The 26,136-nt window shown below is 41.0% G+C and carries 24 protein-coding genes and 4 tRNA genes; 13 read left to right on the forward strand and 15 right to left on the reverse strand.

Annotation, left to right across the window (positions count from 1 at the left end; translation table 11 throughout):
• The first annotated feature begins 17 nt into the window (after positions 1 to 17).
• Positions 18 to 1,655, forward strand: coding sequence for a chaperonin GroEL (groL, locus tag I6E11_RS07580; RefSeq protein WP_235337436.1), 1,638 nt, complete (start codon positions 18 to 20; stop codon positions 1,653 to 1,655).
• A gap of 155 nt (positions 1,656 to 1,810) precedes the next feature.
• On the opposite strand, the gene I6E11_RS07585 is transcribed toward groL, so the two are convergent.
• Together I6E11_RS07585 and I6E11_RS07590 are read right to left on the reverse strand one after the other, a co-directional pair.
• Positions 1,811 to 2,032, reverse strand: a complete 222-nt coding sequence (locus I6E11_RS07585; RefSeq protein ID WP_235337437.1) for a winged helix-turn-helix domain-containing protein — start codon at positions 2,030 to 2,032, stop codon at positions 1,811 to 1,813.
• Between the two features lies 1 nt (position 2,033).
• Positions 2,034 to 2,261 (reverse strand): winged helix-turn-helix domain-containing protein, encoded by a 228-nt coding sequence (locus tag I6E11_RS07590; RefSeq protein ID WP_235337438.1) that lies wholly within the window; start codon positions 2,259 to 2,261, stop codon positions 2,034 to 2,036.
• A gap of 322 nt (positions 2,262 to 2,583) precedes the next feature.
• Here I6E11_RS07590 and I6E11_RS07595 point away from each other — a divergent pair, with 322 nt between their 5' ends.
• The gene (locus I6E11_RS07595) at positions 2,584 to 4,110 is read left to right on the forward strand and encodes a Gfo/Idh/MocA family protein (protein ID WP_235337439.1); all 1,527 of its coding nucleotides are present in this window, start codon (positions 2,584 to 2,586) and stop codon (positions 4,108 to 4,110) included.
• Between the two features lie 72 nt (positions 4,111 to 4,182).
• Here the strand turns inward: I6E11_RS07595 and I6E11_RS07600 are convergent, their stop codons facing one another.
• Complete coding sequence (locus I6E11_RS07600; protein WP_235337440.1) at positions 4,183 to 5,949, reverse strand: gamma-glutamyl-gamma-aminobutyrate hydrolase family protein; 1,767 nt, start codon at positions 5,947 to 5,949, stop codon at positions 4,183 to 4,185.
• 79 nt (positions 5,950 to 6,028) lie between these two features.
• Here I6E11_RS07600 and I6E11_RS07605 point away from each other — a divergent pair, with 79 nt between their 5' ends.
• The 5 genes from I6E11_RS07605 to I6E11_RS07625 all read left to right on the forward strand — a co-directional run bounded on the left by I6E11_RS07605 (position 6,029) and on the right by I6E11_RS07625 (position 11,336).
• The gene (locus tag I6E11_RS07605; RefSeq protein WP_235337441.1) at positions 6,029 to 6,940 is read left to right on the forward strand and encodes a phosphate acyltransferase; all 912 of its coding nucleotides are present in this window, start codon (positions 6,029 to 6,031) and stop codon (positions 6,938 to 6,940) included.
• 11 nt (positions 6,941 to 6,951) lie between these two features.
• Positions 6,952 to 8,016, forward strand: coding sequence for a butyrate kinase (gene buk / locus I6E11_RS07610; RefSeq protein ID WP_235337442.1), 1,065 nt, complete (start codon positions 6,952 to 6,954; stop codon positions 8,014 to 8,016).
• A gap of 136 nt (positions 8,017 to 8,152) precedes the next feature.
• Positions 8,153 to 8,581: a hypothetical protein gene (locus I6E11_RS07615; protein WP_235337443.1), complete on the forward strand. Its 429-nt coding sequence runs from the start codon at positions 8,153 to 8,155 to the stop codon at positions 8,579 to 8,581.
• 116 nt (positions 8,582 to 8,697) lie between these two features.
• The gene (locus I6E11_RS07620) at positions 8,698 to 10,911 is read left to right on the forward strand and encodes a TonB-dependent receptor plug domain-containing protein (RefSeq protein WP_235337445.1); all 2,214 of its coding nucleotides are present in this window, start codon (positions 8,698 to 8,700) and stop codon (positions 10,909 to 10,911) included.
• 125 nt (positions 10,912 to 11,036) lie between these two features.
• Entirely contained in the window at positions 11,037 to 11,336 is a 300-nt protein-coding gene (locus tag I6E11_RS07625; protein WP_235337447.1) for a heavy-metal-associated domain-containing protein, read from the forward strand.
• Positions 11,337 to 11,603: 267 nt separating this feature from the next.
• Here I6E11_RS07625 and carB read toward each other — a convergent pair whose 3' ends face one another.
• From carB to I6E11_RS07645, 4 genes are all read right to left on the reverse strand, one after another.
• Positions 11,604 to 14,828 (reverse strand): carbamoyl-phosphate synthase (glutamine-hydrolyzing) large subunit, encoded by a 3,225-nt coding sequence (carB, locus tag I6E11_RS07630; RefSeq protein ID WP_235337449.1) that lies wholly within the window; start codon positions 14,826 to 14,828, stop codon positions 11,604 to 11,606.
• A gap of 257 nt (positions 14,829 to 15,085) precedes the next feature.
• A complete protein-coding gene (locus I6E11_RS07635; protein WP_235337450.1) occupies positions 15,086 to 15,700 on the reverse strand; it encodes a LutC/YkgG family protein in 615 nt (204 codons plus the stop codon).
• Between the two features lie 2 nt (positions 15,701 to 15,702).
• A complete protein-coding gene (locus I6E11_RS07640; protein WP_235337452.1) occupies positions 15,703 to 17,070 on the reverse strand; it encodes a lactate utilization protein B in 1,368 nt (455 codons plus the stop codon).
• On the reverse strand, positions 17,067 to 17,807 hold the full coding sequence (locus tag I6E11_RS07645) for a (Fe-S)-binding protein (protein ID WP_154043439.1): 741 nt from the start codon (positions 17,805 to 17,807) through the stop codon (positions 17,067 to 17,069). The genes I6E11_RS07640 and I6E11_RS07645 overlap by 4 nt, the downstream gene beginning before the upstream one ends.
• A 344-nt stretch (positions 17,808 to 18,151) precedes the next feature.
• On the opposite strand from I6E11_RS07645, the gene I6E11_RS07650 reads away from it, so the two are divergent.
• Complete coding sequence (locus I6E11_RS07650; RefSeq protein WP_235337454.1) at positions 18,152 to 18,790, forward strand: lipoprotein signal peptidase; 639 nt, start codon at positions 18,152 to 18,154, stop codon at positions 18,788 to 18,790.
• A gap of 79 nt (positions 18,791 to 18,869) precedes the next feature.
• A complete protein-coding gene (gene trpS / locus I6E11_RS07655) occupies positions 18,870 to 19,961 on the forward strand; it encodes a tryptophan--tRNA ligase (protein ID WP_235337456.1) in 1,092 nt (363 codons plus the stop codon).
• 78 nt (positions 19,962 to 20,039) lie between these two features.
• Here the strand turns inward: trpS and I6E11_RS07660 are convergent, their stop codons facing one another.
• The 5 genes from I6E11_RS07660 to I6E11_RS07680 all read right to left on the reverse strand — a co-directional run bounded on the left by I6E11_RS07660 (position 20,040) and on the right by I6E11_RS07680 (position 23,323).
• Positions 20,040 to 21,008, reverse strand: coding sequence for a calcium/sodium antiporter (locus I6E11_RS07660; protein ID WP_235337458.1), 969 nt, complete (start codon positions 21,006 to 21,008; stop codon positions 20,040 to 20,042).
• A 47-nt stretch (positions 21,009 to 21,055) separates the two neighbouring features.
• The gene (locus tag I6E11_RS07665) at positions 21,056 to 21,844 is read right to left on the reverse strand and encodes a LytR/AlgR family response regulator transcription factor (RefSeq protein ID WP_235337460.1); all 789 of its coding nucleotides are present in this window, start codon (positions 21,842 to 21,844) and stop codon (positions 21,056 to 21,058) included.
• A complete protein-coding gene (locus I6E11_RS07670) occupies positions 21,837 to 22,871 on the reverse strand; it encodes a sensor histidine kinase (RefSeq protein ID WP_235337462.1) in 1,035 nt (344 codons plus the stop codon). The genes I6E11_RS07665 and I6E11_RS07670 overlap by 8 nt, the downstream gene beginning before the upstream one ends.
• 68 nt (positions 22,872 to 22,939) lie before the next feature.
• Positions 22,940 to 23,128, reverse strand: coding sequence for a hypothetical protein (locus I6E11_RS07675; protein ID WP_235337463.1), 189 nt, complete (start codon positions 23,126 to 23,128; stop codon positions 22,940 to 22,942).
• Positions 23,129 to 23,146: 18 nt separating this feature from the next.
• The gene (locus tag I6E11_RS07680; RefSeq protein WP_235337464.1) at positions 23,147 to 23,323 is read right to left on the reverse strand and encodes a hypothetical protein; all 177 of its coding nucleotides are present in this window, start codon (positions 23,321 to 23,323) and stop codon (positions 23,147 to 23,149) included.
• 427 nt (positions 23,324 to 23,750) lie between these two features.
• On the opposite strand from I6E11_RS07680, the gene I6E11_RS07685 reads away from it, so the two are divergent.
• The 4 genes from I6E11_RS07685 (at position 23,751) to I6E11_RS07700 (ending at position 24,154) form a co-directional block, all read left to right on the forward strand.
• A tRNA-Val gene (locus I6E11_RS07685) sits at positions 23,751 to 23,825 on the forward strand.
• A gap of 33 nt (positions 23,826 to 23,858) precedes the next feature.
• Positions 23,859 to 23,933, forward strand: a tRNA-Val gene (locus tag I6E11_RS07690).
• Between the two features lie 35 nt (positions 23,934 to 23,968).
• A tRNA-Val gene (locus I6E11_RS07695) sits at positions 23,969 to 24,043 on the forward strand.
• A 36-nt stretch (positions 24,044 to 24,079) separates the two neighbouring features.
• Positions 24,080 to 24,154: transfer RNA gene (locus tag I6E11_RS07700), tRNA-Val, on the forward strand.
• Positions 24,155 to 24,192: 38 nt separating this feature from the next.
• Here I6E11_RS07700 and cysK read toward each other — a convergent pair.
• The 3 genes from cysK to I6E11_RS07715 form a co-directional block, all read right to left on the reverse strand.
• Complete coding sequence (cysK, locus tag I6E11_RS07705) at positions 24,193 to 25,125, reverse strand: cysteine synthase A (RefSeq protein ID WP_235337465.1); 933 nt, start codon at positions 25,123 to 25,125, stop codon at positions 24,193 to 24,195.
• Positions 25,126 to 25,215: 90 nt separating this feature from the next.
• A complete protein-coding gene (locus I6E11_RS07710; RefSeq protein ID WP_235337468.1) occupies positions 25,216 to 25,545 on the reverse strand; it encodes a DUF4491 family protein in 330 nt (109 codons plus the stop codon).
• A 2-nt stretch (positions 25,546 to 25,547) separates the two neighbouring features.
• Positions 25,548 to 26,009 carry an Lrp/AsnC family transcriptional regulator gene (locus I6E11_RS07715; protein ID WP_235337466.1) on the reverse strand — a complete coding sequence of 154 codons (462 nt, stop codon included), beginning with the start codon at positions 26,007 to 26,009 and terminating at the stop codon, positions 25,548 to 25,550.
• Between the last annotated feature and the right edge of the window lie 127 nt (positions 26,010 to 26,136).

The raw sequence follows: 26,136 nt of genomic DNA on the forward strand, positions 1-26,136 counted from the left end.
CATAAACTAATAAAATTATGGCAAAAGATATTCTCTTCAACATTGATGCTCGCGATCAGTTGAAAAAAGGTGTGGACGAACTTGCTAATGCAGTGAAAGTAACACTTGGTCCTAAAGGACGTAATGTAATCATTGAAAAGAAATTCGGTGCTCCTCACATCACTAAAGATGGTGTGACAGTAGCTAAAGAAATAGAATTGGCTGACGCATTCCAGAATACAGGTGCACAGCTTGTGAAATCTGTAGCTTCAAAGACTGGTGATGATGCAGGTGACGGTACTACTACTGCAACTGTATTGGCTCAAGCAATCGTAGGTGTAGGTTTGAAGAATGTTACAGCAGGTGCCAACCCAATGGACTTAAAACGTGGTATCGACAAGGCGGTTGCTAAAGTTGTAGAATCTATCAAGTCACAGGCTGAAACTGTAGGTGACAACTATGATAAGATTGAACAGGTTGCTACAATTTCTGCAAACAATGACCCTGTTATCGGTAAGCTTATTGCAGATGCTATGCGCAAGGTTTCAAAAGACGGTGTTATCACTATCGAGGAAGCTAAAGGTACTGACACTACAATCGGTGTTGTAGAAGGTATGCAGTTCGACCGTGGTTACTTGTCAGCTTACTTCGTAACAGATACAGAAAAGATGGAATGTGTAATGGAACACCCATACATTCTTATCTATGACAAGAAGATTTCTAACCTGAAAGATTTCTTGCCTATCCTTGAACCTGCTGTACAGAGCGGACGTCCTTTGTTGGTTATAGCAGAAGATGTTGACAGCGAAGCATTGACTACACTTGTAGTAAACCGTCTGCGTGGTCAGTTGAAGATATGTGCTGTTAAGGCTCCGGGCTTCGGCGACCGTCGTAAGGCTATGCTTGAAGATATCGCAGTATTGACTGGCGGTGTAGTTATCAGCGAAGAAAAAGGTTTGAAACTTGAACAGGCTACTCTCGAAATGCTTGGTACTTGCGATAAGATTACAGTTTCTAAGGAAAATACTACTATCGTAAACGGTGCAGGTCAGAAAGAACTTATCCAGGAACGTATCAACCAGATCAAAGCTGAGATGAAGAATTCTACTTCTGACTATGACAAAGAAAAACTTCAGGAACGTCTTGCCAAGTTGTCAGGCGGTGTAGCAGTTCTTTATGTAGGTGCTGCCAGCGAAGTGGAAATGAAAGAAAAGAAAGACCGTGTTGACGATGCTTTGTGTGCAACTCGTGCTGCTATCGAAGAAGGTATCGTACCTGGAGGTGGTGTAACTTACATCCGTGCAATCGATGCTTTGGAAGGTATGAAGGGCGATAACGCTGATGAAACAACTGGTATCGAAATCATCAAACGTGCTATCGAAGAACCTCTTCGTCAGATTGTTGCTAATGCAGGTAAGGAAGGTGCTGTAGTGGTACAGAAAGTACGTGAAGGTAAAGGTGACTTCGGTTACAATGCACGTACAGACGTTTACGAACACTTACATGCTGCCGGTGTTGTTGACCCAGCAAAAGTAACTCGTGTTGCTCTTGAAAATGCAGCTTCTATAGCAGGTATGTTCTTGACTACTGAATGTGTTATTGTAGAAAAGAAAGAAGACAAGCCTGAAATGCCAATGGGTGCTCCTGGCATGGGCGGCATGGGTGGCATGATGTAATCTTCCCCTTTAATCACATAAAATATTGATATAATGCTCCTGTCGGGTTTTGCTCGGCAGGAGTTTTTTCTATGTTATATAAAATATAAACGCACGAATTTCATTAATCAAAATGTTATTCGTGCGTTTCCTATATAATAAGGCAGATTTTATTTTTAAAAGTATAAATCTATAGACAAATACATATATTCTTTGTCCTGTTCTTTATTTCTTTCAAAGAAAATCTTGTTTTCCCTTGCCAACCATCCGATAGCCAGATTCAAATCTCTGTCAGATAGTCCGGAAGCATCCTTAAGTTTTTCATACTCCCATCTTTCGCCGTTGTTCAGGAGTCTCCATACTATTCCGGCATTTTCTCCGATGACGTGTTTATCCATATTATCCAATAAATAAGTTAAGTTCTACGTATAGTATGTTTCTTTTACCTACCTGAGTTTCCTCAATATTGAGTTTTCCTTCTCTTGCCAACCATCCAATGGCTGCATTTAATTCGCGGTCTGACAATCCGGAAGTTTTCTTGATTTCACTGTAAGACCATTTGCGGTGTTCGCAATTCAGTAATTGCCATACTACACCTGCACTTTTTCCTATACTTTGTACATCCATATCTTTAATTATTTAGGTTAAGAAATACAGTTTTCGCATCTAGTCTAATAAGAGTAAACTTTTAGCTCTTTCCAAATATACAGATTTTTTTAATACGGTGTAACCTTACTCCCTTGTTTTTTTTATCATGATGTAATGAAATAGTATATTTTAATGACTATGTTTCTTTAATATTAAGATTCTTCTTGCTTTTAAACATCAAAAGACATATAGTATTTAATAATTATTTCTATCTTTACGCATGATTATGCTGCAATAGGTGATAATCTGCGCAATCTTGCGTAAAAGTATCTTATTGATGTGAAGGTTAAATTATAATACGATGAAAAAAATTTTATTCTTTATTTTGTGCGTGGCTCTTTATGCCTGTACTACTGACTCTGTTAAAATGAATGTCAATGAACATGGAACCGAGTGGAAATGGAACGGCGGTACTATTGTGGTAAACAGTCCTGAACGTGAAGCCGGACAGAAAAGTGTGTTGGGACTTACGGTCCCTAAGATGGAAGTTGTCAGAGTAGGTTTTGTTGGTTTGGGTATGCGTGGCCCAGGTGCCGTTGAGCGTTTTACTCATATCCCAGGCACTTATATAGTAGCATTGTGCGATTATGAGGCTTCGCGTGCTGAGGCTTGCCAGAAATATCTGAAGAATGCCTCTCTGCCTAAGGCACAGATTTATTCAGGCGAAAAAGGTTATGAAGAACTATGTAAAAGAGATGATATAGATTTGGTTTATATAGCTACAGACTGGCTGCATCATTTCCCTGTAGCCAAGTGTGCTCTTGAAAATGGTAAGCATGTGGCTATAGAAGTCCCTTCGGCTATGAATCTGAATGAATGTTGGACACTTGTAAACTTGAGTGAGAAGTATCAGAAACACTGCATGATTCTTGAAAACTGCTGCTACGACTGGTTCGAGATGAATACTCTTAATATGGCACAGCAAGGAGTATTTGGTGAGGTGATACGCGCTCAGGGTGCCTATATCCACGATTTAAGTCCGTTCTGGAAACATTATTGGAAGAACGGTGAGTCGGATAAGTTGGGATGGCGTCTGGATTATAATATGCGTCATCGTGGTGATGTGTATGCCACTCACGGACTTGGCCCGGTGGCTCAAGCACTTGATATACATCGTGGCGACAGAATGAAGACTCTTGTGGCTATGGATACTAAATCCGTGAACGGTAAGGCATGGGTGGAAGCATCTGCCGATTCTGTATGCGAGAATTTCAGAAACGCTGACCATACTACTACGCTGATTCGTACAGAAAATGGTAAGGTTATCGAAATACAGCATAACGTAATGACACCACAACCATATAACAGACTTTATCAGCTTACAGGAACAAAAGGTTTTGCCAACAAATATCCTATCGAGGGATATGCGGTAGGAGGTGAGCAGCTTGAAGCATCAGGCGTTCAACCGGAAGTTGACAATCTGAATGCGCACAGCTTCCTGCCTGAAAAGGAAATGAATGCTTTGATAGAGAAATACAGACATCCTATATTGAAGAAATACGGTGAAATGGCCAAGGAAGTGGGTGGACACGGTGGAATGGACTTCATTATGGATGCACGTCTGGTTTACTGTCTTCAGAACGGTTTGCCGCTTGATATGGATGTGTATGACCTTGCAGAATGGTGCTGTTTGGCTGAGCTTGGCGAATTGTCTATGGACAATAATTGTGCTCCTGTGGAATTCCCGGATTTTACTCGTGGCGACTGGAATAAAGTGAAAGGATACAGACATGCTTTCGCCACTCCTGAGGATGAGGCAGAAGCTGCAAGGAAAGCTGAAGCTTATACACAGAAACTAAAACTTCAGGGTGCCGAGGAATGGAAATAAATAGAAATGACAATATACTGAAAAGCCTTTTGAAAACTGTTTGCAAAAAGTTTTCAAAAGGCTTTTTAAAATTTATAATGAAGAATGTTTCTGCACTTCTTCCATAACCCGGAGGAAGTTTCCTCCCCATATTCGTCTTATATCTTCTTCACTATATCTTTCTTTCATAAGCCGGCGAGTGAAATTGATGAGTTCTGAAGAGTCGTTGCAACCTATGATGCCGCCATCGCCGTCGAAATCTGTTCCTATTCCCACATGCTCTACTCCTGCGAGGTTTACTATGTGGTTGAGATGCTCTATCGCGTCAAGGATATTTGCTTCACGGTCGGAGCGGAGGAAGCCGCTGTAAAGGCATATCTGTATCACTCCACCTTTACGTGTAATGGCTTTAATCTGTTCGTCAGTAAGATTGCGTGGATGGTCACACAGAGAACGGCATGACGAGTGTGAGCATACCACCGGCATCCGGCTTATCTCCAGAGTGTCGTAGAAACTTCTCTCTCCGCTGTGCGACAGGTCTATCATCATTCCTGTACGGTTCATTTCACGTATGACTGCCTCGCCGAACTGGCTTACACCAAGATTTTCGTCGTTATACCTAGCCGAACCGCATATGTCGTTGTTTCCGTTGTGGCACAGAGTCATGTATACCACACCTCTTTTTCTGAAACGTTCCACATTTGTGATATCCTTACCAATGGCATAGCCGTTTTCTATACCTAGCATGATTGCTTTTTTACCTTCCATCTTCAGACGGTAAAGGTCGGAAGGAGTATAGGCTATATCTACAGCTGTGCAATTTTCTGCCACCATCTTTTCCATTTCATTAAGTAGCCTGTCTGCTTTTGCGGTTGCAGCAAGAAGTGCTTCGTCTGTACGTTCTTTCTGTGGAAGATATGCCACCATTATTGTTGCATCCTGTCTTCCTTCTGTCATTTTATGAAGGTCTACTTTTATTTTAGTGTCTCTGGTGGCAAAGTTGATACCCTGGCCGAAGAACATAGGGGTGTCGCAATGAGTATCGAGTGTCAATATCCTATGGTGAAGTCTTTTGGCCTCTTTGAATGATGATGATTCCTTTATCAGCCATTCAAAGAGCGGCATCATAAGCGTATCGCCGTTAAGGATGAAACATTCCGGATGCCACTGTACTCCGAGCATAGATTTGTATTCCGTACTTTCCACAGCTTCTATTATTCCGTCATTGGAACGGGCACATACCTTAAATCCCGGGGCAGGCTCTTTTACTGCTTGATGGTGGAATGAGTTTACTGGTAACACGGTTCTACCCATCACCTCGGCAAGGAGACTTCCTTCTTCAATGTTTACAGTGTGCGATGCATATGAACGGTCAAGGTCCTGACTGTGTTTTATCAGTTTTCCTTCGGCCTGTGAATAAATGTCCTGATATAGTGTTCCTCCTAATGCGGCTGTCATAATCTGTATACCTCTGCATATGCCAAGGATAGGAATCTGTCTGTCGGCAGCCATCTTTACAATCATCATTTCCTGGCGGTCGCGGTAAGGATTGATATTATGAAGTTCTCTTACAGGGTCTTCTCCTAAGAACAGCGGATTGATATCTGCTCCTCCGCTCAGGAGTATACCGTCAAGTGAATCAAGCAGATTAGGCAGAATGCTTAAATCTTCGGATGGCGGGATTACTAAAGGAATACCACCAGCCTCATATATTGATTTGAAATATCCTGGAAACAGTGATACGTTTCCATCGCTGATATTTGCAGTAATTCCGATTATTGGACGTTGTCTGTCTGATGGCAATTTGCTATGCAAACTGTCATAATCGGCCTGTATATCGAATGTATTATACGTTTTCATACGTTAATCTTTATTATAACTCTGACAAATATACGGAAAAATCGGATTTATTTCGGATATTTGTTTAAAATAACACTCTATGGAACCTGTAAGAACACTTTCCCAAATGGTAAGCAGGCTGCGTTTAACTAACAAAAGACGCAGAGTTGCTGTCGTTTGTCCTAATGACCCTCATACCGAATATGTCATAATAAGAAGTCTCAGAGAAGAAATAGCAGAATATCTTTTGGTAACGGATGAAGAACATGTTGATGTGTCAAACAGTCTGTATGCAGCATCTCCTGATTTCGTGCGTGTATATACTGCTCCTACGCCGGATGACGCTGCTGCTCTGGCTGTAGAACTTGTTCGTTCCGGTGAGGCTGATGTCCTTATGAAAGGATTGATTAATACCGACAATCTTCTTAGAGCCGTTTTGCATAAGGAAAAAGGGTTGCTTCCACCGGGTGGGGTACTTAGTCATGTGGCAGTAGCACAAATACCTCTTTATCACAAACTGTTGTTTTTTTCGGATGCAGCAGTTATTCCAAAACCTACCCTCGATCAGTTCAGAGCAATGATAATGAACGATATAGCTATATGCAATCGTCTTGGAATGGAGGAACCGCGTGTAGCATTGATACATTGTTCTGAAAAGGTAAATGCCAAGTTCCCTCATACTATTTTCTATACAGAATTGAACAAAGAAGCATCAGAGGGCAAGATGGGTAAGGTGTATATAGACGGACCTATGGATGCCAAGACTGCATGTGATGCCCATAGTGGAGAAATAAAAGGAATGTCATCGCCTGTGATAGGAAATGCGGATATAATGATATTCCCTAATATTGAATCAGGAAATACCTTTTATAAAACACTTTCACTGTTTGGCGATGCTAATATGGCGGGAATGCTTACCGGCACTATTGCACCGGTGGTTGTTCCTTCGCGAAGCGATTCGGGTAATTCGAAGTATTATAGTCTGGTATTGGCATGTCTTGCAGGAAAATAAATCTGACATTTATGAGAATACTTGTGATTAATCCAGGGTCAACCTCAACAAAGGTTGCAGTTTATGATAATGAAAATCAGTTATGGAGTGAAAATGTGTATCATCCGGCAGATGAATTGTCGCGCTTCACACATGTAAACGAGCAGCATGATTTCAGAATGGAACTGATAGTCAAATCATTGAAAGAAGCAGGTTTCAGTCTGGAATTTGATGCTGTAATAGGACGTGGAGGATTGCTTAAACCTACTCAGGGAGGCGTATATCTGGTTGATGAGAAGATAAAGTATGATTTGAGAAACTCTGTTATGGAGCATGCGTCCAATCTTGCAGGTCTTATAGCAGATGAGATAGCAAAGGAATGTAACTGCCCTGCATATATTGCCGATCCTGTGGTTACTGACGAGATGAACGATTTGGCTCGTGTAACAGGAATGCCTGAAATTTCACGAATATCAGTTTTCCATGCATTAAACAGTCGTGCTGTATCGCGTAGATATGCGGCAAGCATTGGACGCAGATATGAGGATCTTAATCTGATTGTAGCACATCTGGGAGGAGGTATATCTATCAGTGCACATTCTGATGGAAGAGTGATAGATGTAAATAATGCACTTGACGGTGACGGACCTTTTAGTCCTGAAAGAGCTGGTTCCATACCGACAAGACAACTTGTAGATTTATGCTTTAGCGGTAAATATACGCATGACGAGATGGTAAAGAAGATAAATGGTCATGGTGGACTGTTTGCCCATTTGGGAACTACAGATGTCAGAAATGTAGTAGCAGAAATTAAGGCCGGAAACACTCATGCATATAATGTATTGCATGCTATGGCATATAACATTGCAAAGACTATAGGAAGCATGCATATCGTTTTGAGGCAAAAGACAGATGCTATTATACTGACAGGAGGAATGGCCCACGGTGATTATATAGTGTCTGAAATTTCTTCATGGATTAAAGGGCTTGCTCATATTGAAGTTATACCAGGCGAAGATGAAATGGGGGCTTTGGCAATGAATGCATTGGGCGCATTGCGTGGCGAACTGTCTCTTCAGGTTTATAATCCGAAATAGTTTGTCCTTAATATATATAGATGTGATTTGACAGTCTTTCGTATCTTTAGATAAGATAGGATGCATTTCGGAATTAAAAGTCGAAAACTTTGTTTTCACTTTGTATTTCACTCGGTTTGCACTATCTTTGCAGCGGATGAAGAATTTATACAACATATTGATACTTGTTCTTGCTCTTATAGTTTTTAATCTTGGAGCAGGGGCGGGAATGGTACATATCTGTTCAGCTTATTGCAAGACTCAGGCATGTTCCTCTTCAATTCATCATTCATGTAATGATACGAAAGGCTGTTGCCATCATTCAAATAATGATTCTTCTGAAACTTCCGTATCAGAAGAATGCTCCTGTATAAATGTTCATTACAATATAGATTATTTCTTTAAGGTTTCTCATGAGGATGATGCTGTTTCATTCATCCAAATGCCTCTTGATTTACCAGAACACATATCTTATATAATACCTCCGGTTTCCGCCGGATTATTATTCTCGCAGGCTCCTAACGCTCCTCCTGTTATTAATAGTGGACGGGCGTTATTGGCTTATCATTCAGTCTTGATTATTTAGTTTTACACATTTGGTTTTGTTATTCCGGATGTGGCGTACCTTCTTTGCAATATGGTTGCATAGGGGAATAGCTACATTTGCACCATGAAAATGTGTTTAACTAAATATTTTTTTTAATGAAATACTTATCTATTTTATTGTCATTGACCGCTTTACCTCTAATGGCGGCCAACACGCTTACGGGTACGGTGAAAGATGGTAACAACGAACCTATACCCGGAGCAAATCTTGTATGGCTGAATTCCTCACATGGTGGAAGTACCGATATGAATGGAGAATTCACCCTCGAACGTCCTGCTGATGCAGACAAACTTGTTGTAAGTTTTATCGGATATAATACAGACACCATAAGCATTGCATCCTATCAGGAGTATATCGATATAGTTTTAAACGAAGGTGTACAACTTGACGAAGTAAATGTTACAGGCAGAAAAATGGGATTTCAGAAGCTGCGTAGCAGTGTGACAAATGCAGAACTGATAAATTCAGATGAGTTGTGTCGTGCAGCTTGTTGTAATCTGGGAGAAAGTTTCGTAACCAATCCTTCGGTTGACGTAAACTATTCTGATGCTGCAACTGGAGCTAAGCAGATAAAACTGCTGGGATTGTCAGGAACATATGTTCAGATGCTTACAGAGAATATTCCTAACTTCAGAGGCGCTTCTGCACCATACGGTTTGGGATATGTTCCAGGACCGTGGATGAGCAGTATTCAGGTGAGTAAAGGAACATCATCTGTAAAGAATGGCTATGAGGCTCTGACCGGTCAGATTAATATCGAATTCAAGAAACCTCAGGCTGCTGAGGCTGACTGGTTTTCAGCAAATCTTTTTGCAAGTACTACTAACCGTTATGAGGCAAATGCCGATGCATCAGTGAAACTGTCGGACAAGTGGAGTACAATGCTTTTTGCCCATTATGAGAATGAAACAAAGGCGCACGACAGTGATGGTGACGGATTTGCCGATATACCGCAGGTGGAACAATACAATCTTTTCAATAGATGGGCATACATGGGTGATAAGTATGTATTCCAGGCTGGTATTAAATTTATAAATGAAGAGCGTGCAAGTGGACAGGTCTCTCATGGTGGACATACCTATGCCGACCCTTACCGTATAGATATGAATACCGACAGATATGAAGCTTTCATCAAGCAGGCTTATATCTTCAATAAGGAGCATAACACAAACCTTGCACTTATCACTTCGGGTACAATCCATAATATGGATGCGCTTTACGGACGTAAGGTATATAATGTAGACCAGCAGAATGCGTATGCATCTCTTTTGTTTGAGACTGAATTCAATAAGCAACATTCTTTGTCTACAGGATTAAGTTTGAATTATGATCGTTACGACCAGATATATCTGGATGAAGATTATAATGGTGCAGCTCCAGGTCTTGATAAAGAGGCGGTAGCCGGTGCATATGCACAGTATACATATATGCCGAGTGATAAGCTTACAGTAATGGCTGGCTTGAGAGCCGATTATAGCGATTTGTATGGTTTCTTTGTAACTCCACGTGCGAATATTAAATACGCACCTAACGAATATATCAACTTCCGTGCTTCTGCCGGAAAGGGTTATCGTACTAACCATATATTTGCAGAAAACTGTTATATGCTTGCCAGCAGTCGTAAAGTTGTCATAGCAGACAATATAGATCAGGAAGAGGCATGGAATTATGGATTGAGTATTGCTACATACATTCCTCTCTTCGGCAAGACTCTTAATCTGAATGCAGAATATTATTACACAGATTTCCAGAACCAGTTGGTAATAGACATGGAATCGAACGCTCATGAAATTTCATTTGGAAATCTTGACGGACGTTCATATTCACAGGTATTCCAGATTGAGGCTACATATCCGTTCTTCGAAGGTTTCAATCTTACTGCCGCATGGCGTATGACTGACGTTAAACAGACTATAAATGGAACTCTTTACGAAAAGGCACTGACAGGAAAGTATAAAGGGCTGATTACAGCTTCTTACAAGACTCCTCTCGGTAAATGGCAGTTCGATGGTACACTGCAGTTGAACGGTGGTGGACGTATGCCGACACCTGAAACGTTAGCCGACGGTACACTGTCATGGAACGAGAGATACAAAGGCTTTGAACAGTTGAGCTTCCAGGTAACACGTTTCTTCAGAAACTGGTCTGTTTATATAGGTGGCGAAAACCTTACAAATTTCAAACAGAAAAATGCCATTATCGGTGCAGACGATCCGTGGGGTAACAACTTTGATGCTTCAATGATTTGGGGACCTATGCATGGAGCTAAAGGATATATAGGAGTGAGATATAATTTACCAAGAAACTGACGATGAAAGAATAATTAATAATTAAGAGTTAATAATTAGTTTAATGCCATTATTAATTTTTGATTGTTAATTATTAAACTGAATAAGGTTTTTAATTATTAATTTTTAATTCTAAATTGATTAACATGAAACGAGTATTATTGTTTACATTCATGGCTGCTTTTATGTGTGCAGCACAGGTATCTGCTAAAGAACTTCGTAAAATCGTATTCAAGGTTGACCAGATGGAATGCGTTAACTGCGAAAATAAAGTAAAGAAGAATATACCTTTCGAGAAAGGTGTAAAGAAGATGGAAACTGACCTCAAGAAACGTACAGTTACTATTACTTATGATTCTGATAAAACCAACATTCAGAAATTGAAAGAAGGTTTTGCCAAGTTCAAATACGAAGCAAAGGTTATCAGCGATGTTGAAGTAAAATAAAATAGATTTTTTACATATTTATAAGAGAGTAGGATGCAGGTAATACTGTATTCTACTCTTTTGTTTAGATACTGTTCAATGAATGTTTATTTTCTGTTTAGTAGCAGTTCAGAGAACGGTATCTGAACATAGACTGAACAGCTATTGAAGGGTTTATGAACAATCTCTGGATGTTAAAATGTGCGGTTCCTCATGCTACATTTAACAAATAAATCCCGAATACCATTCGGCATCCGGGATTTAAATTATAGTTCTGGAAATGATTCATTATACATATTCCTGCCAGCTCTTTATCTGGATATCCTTTTCATCCATTGAGCAGAATGCTTCGATAAATGCCTTTGCAAGACGAGCATTTGTGATAAGTGGAATATTGTGGTCTATCGCACCGCGGCGGATACGGTAACCGTTGGTAAGTTCGCGCTTAGTGTGGTTCTTAGGAATATTCACAATCAAGTCGAACTTGTGTTCCGCTATCATCTTAATAACATTGTTTTCAGCATCAGGACGTTCATCCGGCCAGAATACCGGGGTGGTAGGAATGCCGTGTGAGTTAAGGAATGTTGCAGTACCTGCTGTTGCGTATAGAGCATAACCTTTCTTGCTGAGGGCATGGCTTGCATCAAGCAAGTCAACCTTAGATTTGGTAGCACCTGACGAAACTAAAATACCCTTCTTCGGAATCTTATATCCTGTTGCTATCATAGCATTAAGTAATGCTTCGTTGAAATCATCACCCAAGCATCCTACTTCACCGGTAGATGACATATCTACGCCCAAGACAGGGTCGGCATTCTGCAGACGTGCAAATGAGAACTGGGATGCCTTGACACCGATACGGTCAATATCGAAAGCTGATTTGTCAGGTTGTGTATAAGGAGCATCCAGCATTATACGTGTGGCTGTTTCGATGAAGTTTCTCTTAAGAACTTTAGAAACGAATGGGAAACTTCTTGAAGCACGAAGGTTACATTCGATAACTTTAACCTCATTCTTGCGTGCAAGGAACTGGATATTGAACGGACCTGAAATGTTAAGTTCTTTAGCTATACGGCGGCTGATTTTCTTTATAAGACGTGCTGTAGAGAAATAAATCTGCTGAGCAGGGAATACCAGTGTAGCGTCACCTGAGTGTACACCAGCATATTCCACGTGTTCAGAAATAGCATATTCCACAACCTCACCGTTCTGAGCTACAGCATCGAACTCGATTTCTTTCGTATCCTGCATGAACTGAGATACTACTACCGGATATTCTTTAGATACTTCACTTGCCATTTGCAGGAATCTTGTCAATTCTTCTTCATCATAGCATACGTTCATGGCTGCACCACTTAATACGTATGAAGGACGTACAAGAACAGGATAGCCTACTTTCTGCACGAACGACTTCACATCATCCAGACTTGTAAGTTCCTGCCAAGCCGGCTGGTCTATGCCAAGTTGGTCGAGCATTGCAGAGAATTTGTTTCTGTTTTCTGCACGGTCTATTGATACAGGAGATGTTCCAAGGATAGGTACCGACTGGCGATGAAGTTTCATTGCCAGGTTGTTAGGAATCTGCCCACCCACAGAAACGATAACACCGCGAGGCTGTTCAAGGTCGATTACGTCAAGAACACGTTCAAATGAAAGTTCGTCGAAGTACAGACGGTCGCACATGTCGTAGTCTGTAGACACGGTTTCAGGGTTGTAGTTGATCATTATAGACTTGTAGCCTAACTTGCGTGCTGTCTGGATGGCATTTACAGAACACCAGTCAAACTCTACAGACGAACCGATTCTGTATGCACCCGAACCGAGTACCACAACAGATTTTTCGTTTTTGTAATAGTTTACGTCGTAACCTTCTACAGCGTATGTCATATACAGATAGTTAGTCAGTTCAGGATGTTCTGATGCTACTGTATTGATACGTTTCACAGCCGGAAGGATGCCAAGTTTCTTACGATATTCACGTACAGCCAGATTCTCTTTTTCCATATTTCCGCCTGTAGGTTTAAGTACGAAACGTGCAATCTGGAAGTCTGAGAAACCAAGAACCTTAGCTTCACGTAGGACATCAGCCGGAACTTCTTCCAATGAGTTATATGTCTGAAGTTTAGCCTTGTAGTCAACAATATTTTTCAGTTTGCCGATAAACCAAGGGTCAATCTTAGTTAGGTCGAATATACGTTCAATGCTGTAACCTTCTTCCAAAGCCTGTGCGATGGCGAAGATACGCAAGTCTGTTGGGTTAGCAAGTTCGTCGTCTAGGTTTTCGAATTTAGTATGGTCGTTACCTACAAAGCCGTGCATACCCTGACCGATCATACGAAGACCTTTCTGGATGATTTCCTCGAAAGTACGGCCTATAGACATGATTTCACCTACTGACTTCATACTTGAACCGATACGTCTTGAAACACCTGCAAACTTAGTCAGGTCCCAACGAGGAATTTTACAGATAAGATAGTCAAGTTCAGGAGCCTTGTAAGCGGAGTTAGGAGTACCCATTTCTCCTATTTCGTCAAGAGTATATCCCAAACCGATTTTGGCTGCAACGAAAGCAAGAGGATAACCTGTAGCTTTTGATGCAAGAGCAGATGAACGGCTCAGACGTGCATTAACTTCGATTACACGATAGTCGTTTGTCTCGGCATTGAAAGCATATTGGATGTTACATTCACCAACGATACCAAGGTGACGGATACATTTCTTCGACAAATCCTGAAGCATTGTAACCTGTTCTTCAGTAAGAGAACAAGTCGGAGCCACAACGATAGATTCACCTGTATGGATACCCAGAGGGTCGAAGTTTTCCATGCTGGCAACAGTGAAGCAGTGATCGTTTGCATCGCGGATAACCTCAAATTCTATTTCCTTCCATCCTTTTAGAGATTCTTCTACCAGAATTTGCGGAGAGAAGGTGAATGCGCTTTCAGCCAGTTCGATGAATTTCTCTTCGTTAGGACAGATTCCGCTACCGAGGCCACCAAGTGCGTATGCAGAACGTATCATTACCGGATAACCTATCTTGCGTGCAGCTTCCAGAGCATCTTTCATGTTTTCCACTGCCTGGCTTACAGGAGTCTTCATCTCTATCTCGTCAAGTTTCTTCACGAAGAGGTCACGATCCTCAGTGTACATGATAGCTTCTACAGATGTACCTAAGACACTTACTCCATATTCCTTGAGAATACCTTTCTGATAAAGTTCAGTACCGCAGTTAAGTGCTGTCTGACCACCGAAAGCAAGAAGAATACCATCCGGTCTTTCTTTCTTGATGATTTCTGTAACGAAGTATGTATTAACAGGCAAGAAATATACTTGGTCTGCTATACCTTCCGAAGTCTGGATAGTAGCGATGTTTGGATTGATTAGAACAGACTTGATTCCTTCCTCGCGCAGGGCTTTAAGAGCTTGTGAACCTGAGTAATCAAACTCACCTGCCTGGCCAATCTTCAAAGCTCCCGAGCCAAGGACAAGCACTTTTTTGAATTTCTGCTTCATAAAATGTTTGTTTTTATTTAAGGTTGTTTATGTATAGTCGTCTCATCTTTTGCAATATATGCAAAGAAAATAATTATTTTGAAGAAAACAAAGTATTTGTCTGCCTTTAAATAATTCATTCATCAGTTTGATAAATAATATTTTGCAGAAACGGGCTTTAAAAGGGTTGACCGGCCAATACCTATACCGGGCATGCCAATAAAAAAAGCTTGCTCTGTGTGAATAGGGCAAGCTTTTATTCGCATAAAAAAGAGTTGTCAAATCAGAATAACCGTAACGCTGCGGGCTCCGTGTGCTCCCATAACAAGTGCTTGTTCGATGTCGGCTGTCTTGGAAGGGCCGGAAATGAATACGCCATAGCCATATTCGCCTGTATCGATTTGCTTATAAGCCTCGTGCATGTTATTTACCAGATTGTTCCTGTCAAGTATAATTACAAGCGCTTCGGATATAAAATATACGGCACGTTGTTCCACATCTTGTGTCAACCATACAGCTCCATTCTCACAGACTCCTATATGTCCTTCTACAATTGCCACATCAGTACCATCCAGGTCTCCCGATTTCTCTACATCGTCCGGATGAAAAGTGCTGCAAGTAATAGGCTGTATTGTATTTCCTGTCTTTATTTCCTTTATTGTTGAAGCAATGCGTTTGGCATCAGGATATGCAGCCTTTATCACGTTATTGACATTTTCCTTATCTTTCAGTATTACAGCCTGTCCGCCTACCTGTTTTAGAATCTCACAAAACTTCGAAAGTTTATCTTCGTACGTAAGAGCCTCATGCTCCAAACCGGATAAGTCTGGCTTTTCATAACGCACTCTGGTATTGCGGCGTATGCTTTGCAATATGTCTTCTCTGCTACTCATACTTATTTCACTTTATTCTTTTTCCACATTTCGTTGAAACTCTCTTTGGCAAATTCTGGTATTTCACGTTCTTTACCCCAATCATTCAAGTCGTTGTATATCATGCCTCGAGGCAATGAGTTTACAATCGGAGCATTTTTTAAAGCGAAATTGAATAATGCGGGACGCAACATAAGGAATTTCATACCACCTGACATCAGTTTCTTGGAAGAGCTGGCTACCCCTAGTGTATGCAGTTGCTGTCTCCAGTGATAAATCTGATCTGCCAGATCTACCTTTGCAGGACACACGTTCTGACATGAATAGCACAAAGAACATGCCGATACGTTATCATAGTAATGAAGAGGTGCTTTCAGCATACCCAGATTGATACCTATAGGACCGGGGATAAAGTAAGTATATGAGTAACCTCCCGAACGACGATATACAGGGCATGTGTTCATACATGCTCCACAGCGAAGACAGTTCAAGGTTTTGACATGTTCCTGGTCTGCCAAAATACGGCTTCGGCCATTATCTACAATGATGATATGCAACTCTCCTCCCTTGCGAGGTTTACGATAATGAGATGTATAGGTCGTAATAGGCTGTCCGGTACCTGAACGGGCAAGCAGACGGGTAAATACTCCCAGTGCATCACGGTCCGGTACGATTTTCTCCATACCGAACGCTGTTATCTGAAGTTTTGGCTGTGATGTTCCCATATCGGCATTACCTTCGTTTGTACAAACGACACATTCTCCGGTTGAAGCAACAGCAAAATTTGCACCAGTCATAGCTGCTTCGGCTTCGATAAACTTACGGCGCAGGTTTTTACGTGCAGCATGGGTAAGATAAGTCTGATCATTATTGCCGGGTTCTGTTCCCATCTCACGGACGAACAACTCTCCGATTTCTTCTTTCTTAACATGGATAGCAGGAAGTACGATATGACTCGGACGTTTATGCATCAGCTGGAGAATACGTTCTCCCAAATCGCTTTCTACGACCTCTATACCTTTATTCTCAAGAAATTCATTCAGTCCACATTCCTCAGCCAGCATTGATTTGCTTTTGATAAAATGCTTCACCTGATGTCCGTTCAATATATTATAGACAATGGAACAGTACTCATCGGCATCTTTTGCCCAATAGACATGAGCTCCGTTGGCTAAGGCATTTTTTTCAAACTCCATCAGCAACTGCTCCAGATGACTGTTGCTATACATCTTTATAGCAGATGCCATATCACGCAGATGTTCCCATTCAGGAACCTCTTTGCTTACTTTATCACGTTTGGCACGAACCATCCACAATGTTTCATCGTGCCATGCTGCCAGTCCTTTATTCTCCAGAAACTTTCCGGCAGCTTTTGAATGTTTTGTACTCATAATCCTGCAGCTAATACTTGAACAATATGAATGGTCTTTATAGGAAGTTTTTCACGCGAGATAATACCGTTCTGATGCATCAGACAAGAACCGTCGGCTCCTACGATATATTCGGCTCCCGTAGCCATGTGACGTTTTACTTTATCACGCCCCATTTGCCCTGATACATCGTGCTCTTCTACGGCAAACATACCGCCAAAGCCACAACACTCGTCCGGACGTTCTGGTTCTACAATTGTGATATCCTTTACCAACGACAGCAAATCGCGCAGCTTATTATAATAAGGTATGTTCAGTTCGCTTGGAGAAGAAAGTTTCATCAGACGTACCCCATGACAACTGTTCTGAATGCTTACTTTATGAGGGAATGAAGCCTGAAGGGAAGACGGTTTCACTACATCGTGAATAAACTCGCAGATATCATATATCTTGCCTTCGCTGGCACAACGATGTTTCTCTCCTTCCAGCAGATTACCATAATGATCGCGCACAAATACTACACAACTGGCAGAAGGGCCGACTATATAATCATAGCTTTCAAATAATCTATCGAATCTCTTGGCTAATTCCTTCGATTCGTTTTCGAACCCTGCATTCGCCATAGGCTGTCCGCAGCAGGTCTGGTCTAACGGATAGTCAACATCTACCCCCAAGCTTTTAAGAAGCTTATACGAAGCAACTCCAACTTCGGGATAAACAGCATTGATATAACAGGGAATAAATAATCCTACTTTCATCTTTTTGTCTATTTTGTTTCTGTAAAACAAAGGTATGTGTTATTATCGAATAAACAAGAAAATAAAAATAAAAAAAGTTACAGAAATATGCGGTTATTAAGAAAAAAGTAAGCTGTTTAGGTCACATCTGTTATAAATGGCACTTCATTTAAGGCACTATAAAATCGCATGTCATCATATTTTATTTATGATACCCATGAGGTAAATATTGTATCATGAATAATGATAAATATAATAGATTTTTTCATTCGAATAATTATCTTTGCAAACAGTTACGGACTTACTGTAATTCACACTTCAATGAAGAATAAATAACGGAGAATTTAATAATCAGATCTTTGTGTATGAACAATAAATCAAAATCCATATTGGCAGTAGCCATAATTCTTGTTACCATCATTCTTGACCAACTCATTAAGATAATAATTAAAACTAACTTCCATTATGGTGAAAGTGTTCGTATAACAGACTGGTTTTATCTAACATTCATAGAGAATAATGGTATGGCATTCGGTATGCAGGTTATGCCTAAGGCTGTACAGACAATTATGCGACTGGTTTTTTCAGGATTTATATTATGGTATATAACGAAACTTGTTAAAGCGAAATACAAGAACGGTTATATAACCTGTATCTCCCTGATTTTTGCCGGAGCAATAGGAAATGTCATCGACAGTATATTCTACGGAGCTATTTTCAGCGAAAGTACATATACCAGTGTGGCGACTTTTGTTCCTGTAGGAGAAGGTTATGCTGATTGGCTTTACGGCAGGGTAGTGGATATGTTTTATTTCCCGTTATTCGAATTTGACTGGCCTTCGTGGATGCCTGTTGTAGGTGGAAATCACTTTATTTTCTTTGCACCTGTGTTTAATCTTGCAGATGCGGCAATAAGTTGTGGCACTATAGCTTTGTTGATATTCTATTCAAAAACTTTCGGTGAGAGTTTTTCGTTATTCGGTAAGAATAATACATCCAAGTAATTAAAGTTTAAATGTTTAGTGAAAATACTTCTTTATTTTGTATTTTTGCGCCAAATCGGAATTATAAATAAATTAATATATGGCAAAAGAAAAAATTATACTGACCGGCGACCGCCCTACAGGTAAACTCCATATAGGTCATTATGTGGGCTCTCTGCGTCGTCGTGTGGAACTCCAGAACTCTGGAAAATTTGATAAGATATTCGTTTTTGAAGCCGATGGACAGGCTTTGACTGACAATATAGACAATCCTGAAAAAGTTCGTCAAAATGTTATCGAGGTGGCTCTTGACTACCTTGCCGTAGGTCTTGACCCAAACAAATCTACAATTTTTATTCAGTCGCAGATACCTGAACTTTGCGAACTGAGCTTTTATTTTATGGACCTCGTAACTGTGTCGCGCCTTCAGCGTAACCCTACAGTGAAGACTGAAATCCAGATGCGTAACTTCGAGACAAGCATTCCGGTAGGTTTCTTTACTTATCCTATCAGCCAGGCTGCCGATATTACTGCTTTCAAGGCTACTACAGTCCCTGTGGGCGAAGACCAGGAACCTATGATAGAACAGACACGCGAAATCGTCCGCCGTTTCAACCATATTTACGGTGAGACTCTGGTGGAACCTGAAATCCTTCTTCCTGACAATGCAGCATGTCTTCGTCTCCCGGGAACAGACGGAAAGGCTAAGATGAGTAAATCGCTTGGAAACTGTATCTATCTGTCAGATTCTGCCGATGAAGTGGAAAAGAAGGTAAAGAGCATGTACACCGACCCTACACACATCAAGGTGAGCGACCCGGGAAAACTGGAAGGCAACTGTGTGTTTACATATCTTGACGCATTCTGCCGTCCTGAACACTTCGGACGTTACTTGCCTGACTATCCGAATCTTGACGAATTGAAAGCTCACTACACACGTGGCGGTCTTGGTGACATGAAGGTGAAGAAGTTCCTTGCAGCCATCATGCAGGAAGAACTCGGACCTATCCGTGAACGCCGCAGCGAGTTCGAGAAAGATATCCCTGCTATTTACGAAATGTTGAAGAAAGGTTGCGAAGTAGCACGCGAAACAGCTGCACAGACAATGGATGAAGTTCGCAAGGCAATGAAAATCAATTATTTTGATGATGTAGAACTTATAGCTGAACAGGCTAAACGCTTTGCAGAATAATTCTTTAGTATATAACTGAAAAACGTCCGGATGATAATTGGGTTTATCGCTCCGGACGTTTTTCTTTATATATGTCTGTTATGCCTGTTGCTGCATAATCAGATATGTGGTGTAAGCTATATAGCAAATCACCAGCAGAGCACCTTCTATCCTTGTAATGGTACGTTTCTTGAAGAACCAGCCTACCAGCCAGAACAGTACGGACGACAATACAAGTACCAGAATATCGATATTGTTGATATTTCCCATAGGCAGTGGTGATACCGAAGCACTGCATCCTAATACGAAGAACAGATTGAACAGGTTACTTCCTATCACGTTTCCTATGGCTATTCCCGGATTTTTCTTCAGGGCAGCTGTAACCGAAGTGGCAAGTTCAGGCAGTGATGTACCTCCGGCTACGAGTGTCAGACCTATAATAGAGTCGCTTACTCCAAGCGATGAGGCTATGCCGCTTGCGCCTTCCACAAACCATTGTCCTCCGAAAATCAATCCCGCCAATCCGCCAAGGATATAGACTGAAGAACGCCATACCGGCATTTCAGCTATTTTCTGTTCTTCTGATTCTCCCTCCTGATTGCGGGCTATGGAGAAAGTGTAGCGCATGAATATAAGGAAGAAAGCCAACAGTACAAGTCCGTCTGCACGACCTATCACATTGCTGCTTCCACCGTCAAGCCAGATATCATTAGCCATGAAGGCAAGTACAAACGAAGAAAGAATAACCAGAGGTATCTCTTTGCTCATTGTGCCTTGTCCCACCTGTATAGGGAGTACCATAGCCGTACAGCCTATAATCATAAGTATGTTGAAGATATTACTACCCACCACATTACCTATCGCCATTTCCGCGCTTCCCTGTATTGAAGACAGGAGGCTTATTACCAGCTCAGGGGCAGATGTACCGAATGCCACGATAGTAAGACCGATTACGAGGTCGGATATTTTAAACCGTTTAGCCACCGATGCGGCTCCGTCTGTCAGTGCATTGGCTCCAACCAATATCAATGCCAGACCTGCAACCAATATAAATATATTCCAAATCATAACTTTTAGTTTATTGTTTTTCCCGGTTGCAAAGATATAGTTTAATATTATATTTCCTCAGCCAACCACATTTTTATTGCAGGAACTTTCTCGCGGCTTATCTGTATTGAGCCTTCAAATTCGGGAGATACGCTTACTGTCATCTTACCGTTGAAATAGTTCTGTATGTTCCTTATGCATCCGGCAGACAGGATGAACTGCCTGTTTACGCGCATGAACTGTTTAGGGTCAAGCTGCTCTTCCAGTTTCGTGAGCGGATAGTCTATGAGATGCCTTTTCCTGTCGTTGGTTATTGCGAACGTTGTTTTATCCTCCGAATAGAAATAAGCTATATCAGTCACCATTATGGTGTAGAAACGTTTGGACGATGATATGAGAAATCTTGTGCGGTACTGTTTCTCCTGTTTACTGGTGAATATTTTCAGAAGTTGTTCTATGCATTCGTAGTGGTATTTTGCCCCATTGTCAGCCATATAAAAACGCTCGAACTTTTCTATGGCATCGTTCAGTCTTTCCTTGTGTATAGGTTTCAACAGATAGTCAATGCTGTTCACACTGAATGCCCGTACAGCATATTCGTCGTATGCTGTTGTGAAAATAATCATGCTTTTGGGCTTGGCCTGCTCTATGAACAGGAATGAAATGCCGTCGTTAAGCTGTATGTCAAGGAAAATAATGTCCGGATGCGGATTTACGGCAAACCATTCCACTGCATCTTCAATCATTCCGGGCAATACAGTGATTTCCCATTCCGGACGCAGTTCGCCCACCATCTTGTTCAGCAGACGTGCGGCAGGTATTTCGTCTTCTATAATAACGGCTCTAACCTTACTCATATATTAAAGGTAGTTTTACTGTAAATATGTTGTTTTCATCTTCTATAATGATATCCTTTCCGCAAAGCATCCGGTAGCGTTGCAAAAGGTTTGCAAAACCTTTTCCGGATGAGGCTGCATTCTGTTTTTTTCTGACAGGATTTGATATACATATAAAAGAGGACTTACCGTTCCTTTCGCTATAGATACTGATATTCATAGGTTTGCTAATGCTTATTACATTATGCTTTATCACATTCTCTATAAGCAGTTGCATGGTCAGCGGAGGTACAGACGTTTCTCTGATTGATTCATCAAGGTTATTGGTTATTTCTATACAGTCGCCAAGCCTGACTTTGTGCAGTTGTATGTATTTGTCGATAAATTCAAGTTCCTCACTCAGTTTTACAGTATTTTTGTTCTGGCTTATGAGAATATATCTGTATGTATCGGCAAGGTTTCTTGTAAATTCTACCGCATTGGCAGGCGAGTATTCTATTTCGGATATAAGTGTATTCAGATTGTTGAACAGGAAATGAGGGTTCAGCTGGCTCTGTAATGCCTGGTATTTGGCCTGTGCATTTGCCTTTTCAAGTTCTTCCGCATGTCTGTAAAGCCTTACTAGGTCTGCATAAAACTTGTTCTGCATGAACTGTCCCACTATTATTATCTCAATGAACCATACCCCAAGAATAATTGTTATACCGTTTTGTTGCAGGTTAAACGGATTTGTGACTCCTACCATGTATTTGGATGTGACAAGCATCAGATAGTTTACAGCCAGAAGGATAATGGCACATATTATCATTGCCATGGATAATGCTCTTTTATCTTTCAGAAAGTATTGATAGAATGACATCATCTTTTCATACACAAACCGTATGCTTAGACCTATCCCACAGCGGATGAAGACCACAGCGGAGAAGGCTTTGAACGTAATCAGTTCGTCATGAAAACGGGATGGTATGTCAGCATAGTTTATCAGTACGAAGTATGAAAAACATCCCAATCCAAGGTAAAGTATAATATCCGATAAGTAACGTTTCATTGTTCCATGTTTTGTAAACGGTATAAAGGTAGTGAATAAGTTTTTAGTTATTAGTTGCCAATAAAAACTCAGAACCTTTCTCCTCTTGCCCTTTCAAGTCCGCTTCTGACTATCTGTGCATTCAGTTTCGACTGAATAAAATTCACTTTTGCTTCAAGATGATAGATCTCTGCGTTTATAACCTCTACGATTGAGATGTTTCCTTCTTCAGGTATCCACATTCCTATGGTGAAATATTGCCTGTTCAGCAGTGGCATGAACTTTTGTGGTATAAATCAGAAAGCCCATGCCGAAACGATGAGTAGGACTAACATACATGCTGTCACGGTGTATTTCTTCCTTATTATGAATATTAGCGACTTGCGGAAAAAATCGTATATCTTGCTGCTGAACAGCTCCTGTTTCAATTCTTCCGGACGCGGACGGCGTACAAACTCCTGAACGAAGAACACATTCTGTGTTATTGCCAGTATCCAGCTCAGAAGAAGTGAAACTAATATGAGTGTTTAGTATTCTTACTATTGAGGGTGATAAGTTTTGAAGTGTATTTTGTTTGTGTGTATACAGGTTTTGTAGGAAAAACTAAAGATATAACCTGAAGATGCTTAAAAGTTTATCGTTACACGTTCGTGTCACTAGCGTTTCACGTTCGTGTAACGCGTGTAACACGTATGTGTGACGCGTGTGGCACGTACGTGTCACACTAAAAAGGTAATGGTATTTTATAGATATTGCTGGATTGGGAATGAAATGGAGATATGGAAGATAAAAGAGGAAAATTGAAGAAAAACATCTTTTTCAAGAAAAAAAACAGAAAATGTATTGTCGGTTAAAAAAAAAGTAATACCTTTGCATCGCAATTGACAAAGAGACCTTTTCGGGCGTTTAGCTCAGCTGGTTCAGAGCATCTGCCTTACAAGCAGAGGGTCGGCGGTTCGAATCCGTCAACGCCCACTCCGATAAAATCTCTTTTTCAATTCGTTTTAGGGGCGTTTAGCTCAGCTGGTTCAGAGCATCTGCCTTACAAGCAGAGGGTCGGCGGTTCGAATCCGTCAACGCCCACTCCTAAAAAATAATTGATCAAATTTCCCCCTTTCGGGCGTTTAGCTCAGCTGGTTCAGAGCATCTGCCTTACAAGCAGAGGGTCGGCGGTTCGAATCCGTCAACGCCCACTTTAAAGAAAAATTTGATCAAATATTTTCTCTTTCGGGCGTTTAGCTCAGCTGGTTCAGAGCATCTGCCTTACAAGCAGAGGGTCGGCGGTTCGAATCCGTCAACGCCCACCGAAAAAATAAAGCCTCGCATTAGCGGGGCTTTTTCATTATCTGTCAAACAGTTCTGTTGATAAGTACCTTTCGCCTGTGTCGGGCAGTAATACTACGATGTTTTTTCCTTTATATCGGCTTTCCTGCGAGAGTTTCATGGCTGCATAGGCGGCTGCGCCGGATGATATTCCGCAGAGTATTCCTTCTTTGTTTGCAAGCTCGCGTGCTGTTGACATGGCATCTTCGTTTGCTACACGGAATATTCTGTCGATAATATTTGTGTCGAGTGTATCCGGGATGAAACCTGCACCTATGCCTTGTATCTTGTGTGGTCCTGGTTTGTCGCCTGAGATTACTGCCGATGAATCAGGCTCAACGGCTATAAGTTCTATTTGGGGATTCTTTTCTTTCAGTTTGCGGCCTGTTCCGCTTATGGTTCCTCCTGTGCCTACTCCTGCCACGAAAACGTCTACTTTGCCTTCAGTGTCTTTCCATATTTCTTCGGCTGTTGTTTTGTAATGTGCCTCAGGGTTTGCCGGGTTACAGAATTGTTGCAGAATAATTGAGCCTTCTATCTCTGAATTCAGTTCTTTTGCTTTTTCTATTGCACCTCCCATGCCTTTGTTGCCGGCTGTCAGTACCAGCTCTGCTCCGTATGCCTTCAGGAGGAGTTGGCGTTCGCGGCTCATTGTTTCAGGCATTGTTAATATCAACTTGTAGCCTTTCAGTCCTGCTATCCATGCCAGTCCCACTCCGGTGTTTCCACTTGTGGGCTCGATGATGGTTGCTCCAGGTTTTAGTATACCTTTTTCCTCGGCATCGTTTATCATGCTGAGTGCTATTCTGTCCTTTGCGCTTCCTCCCGGATTGAACATTTCGAGTTTTGCTACTACTGAGGCCTCGGACTTGTAGGCCTTCTCCATATTGTTAAGTCTCATCATCGGAGTGTTTCCGATGAGTTCTGTCAGATTGTTTTTAATGTTTCGCATACATGTAAGTATTTTTATGATGTATAAAAAAAGAGTTCATGATATTCCTCGTTTGAATTTCATGAACTCTTTATATGATATCTTAAGCTTCTATTTTTCCGGGTCTGTCTTGTATTCCTCTTTTCTTTTCGGATTCATGGGAAACCAACCTTTTAGAACTCTTTCTCTCTGTTCGAAAAGTTCTTTTATGGTCCAGAACGATGAGAAGGAAAATACTCCTAAAAGAGTGGAAATTAATATATTGTCTGTCATTACCGAGCCTGCTATACCTATGATGCCTAATAGGAGAAAAATCCACCAGCATTTGGTCCCCCAATAATATTCAGCTTTTACCACAATGGGATGGAAAAAACCTATTATGAGAAAAGTGCATAAACCAATGATTATGCCTCCTGTGTTTAGTCCGGTTATTAATTCCATCATTAATCCAGATGAATAGGAATTTCTTTCTTGATGCTCTGTTCCAAAGAAATCAGGGTTTCAGTAGCGGTTACACCCGGGATTTCCTGAATGCGTGAGTTCAATAAATCCATAAGATGTTCGTTGTCTGTAGAGTACAGTTTTGTTAGCATGGTGTAAGGTCCGGTAGTAAAGTGGCATTCCACTATTTCAGGAATTTTGTTGAGTTCTGCTACTACACTTTTATACATGGAACCTTTTTCAAGTTTGATACCCACGTAAGTACAAGTCATGTAACCTAAGCTTTTGGGGTTGACATTGTATCCGGAACCGATAATTACGCCCAAGTCAATCAGTCGCTGTACACGTTGATGAATTGCAGCACGTGAAACTCCGCATTCAGCAGCAACATCTTTGAAAGGAATACGCGCATTCTGAGAGATAATTTCCAGAATTTGTTTGTCTAATTTATCAATCTTTTCCATAATAGTATGTTTAGTTATATCATTTTGTAAGCAAATGTATGAAAACTTTTTTATTAATTCGAAATTTCATTCAAAAAAACATTATTTTTTAGGTGAAAAGAACAATATTACTGCTATATAACAATAT

The sequence above is a fragment of the Bacteroides caecigallinarum genome (assembly GCF_021531075.1).
Classification (GTDB): domain Bacteria; phylum Bacteroidota; class Bacteroidia; order Bacteroidales; family Bacteroidaceae; genus Phocaeicola; species Phocaeicola caecigallinarum_B.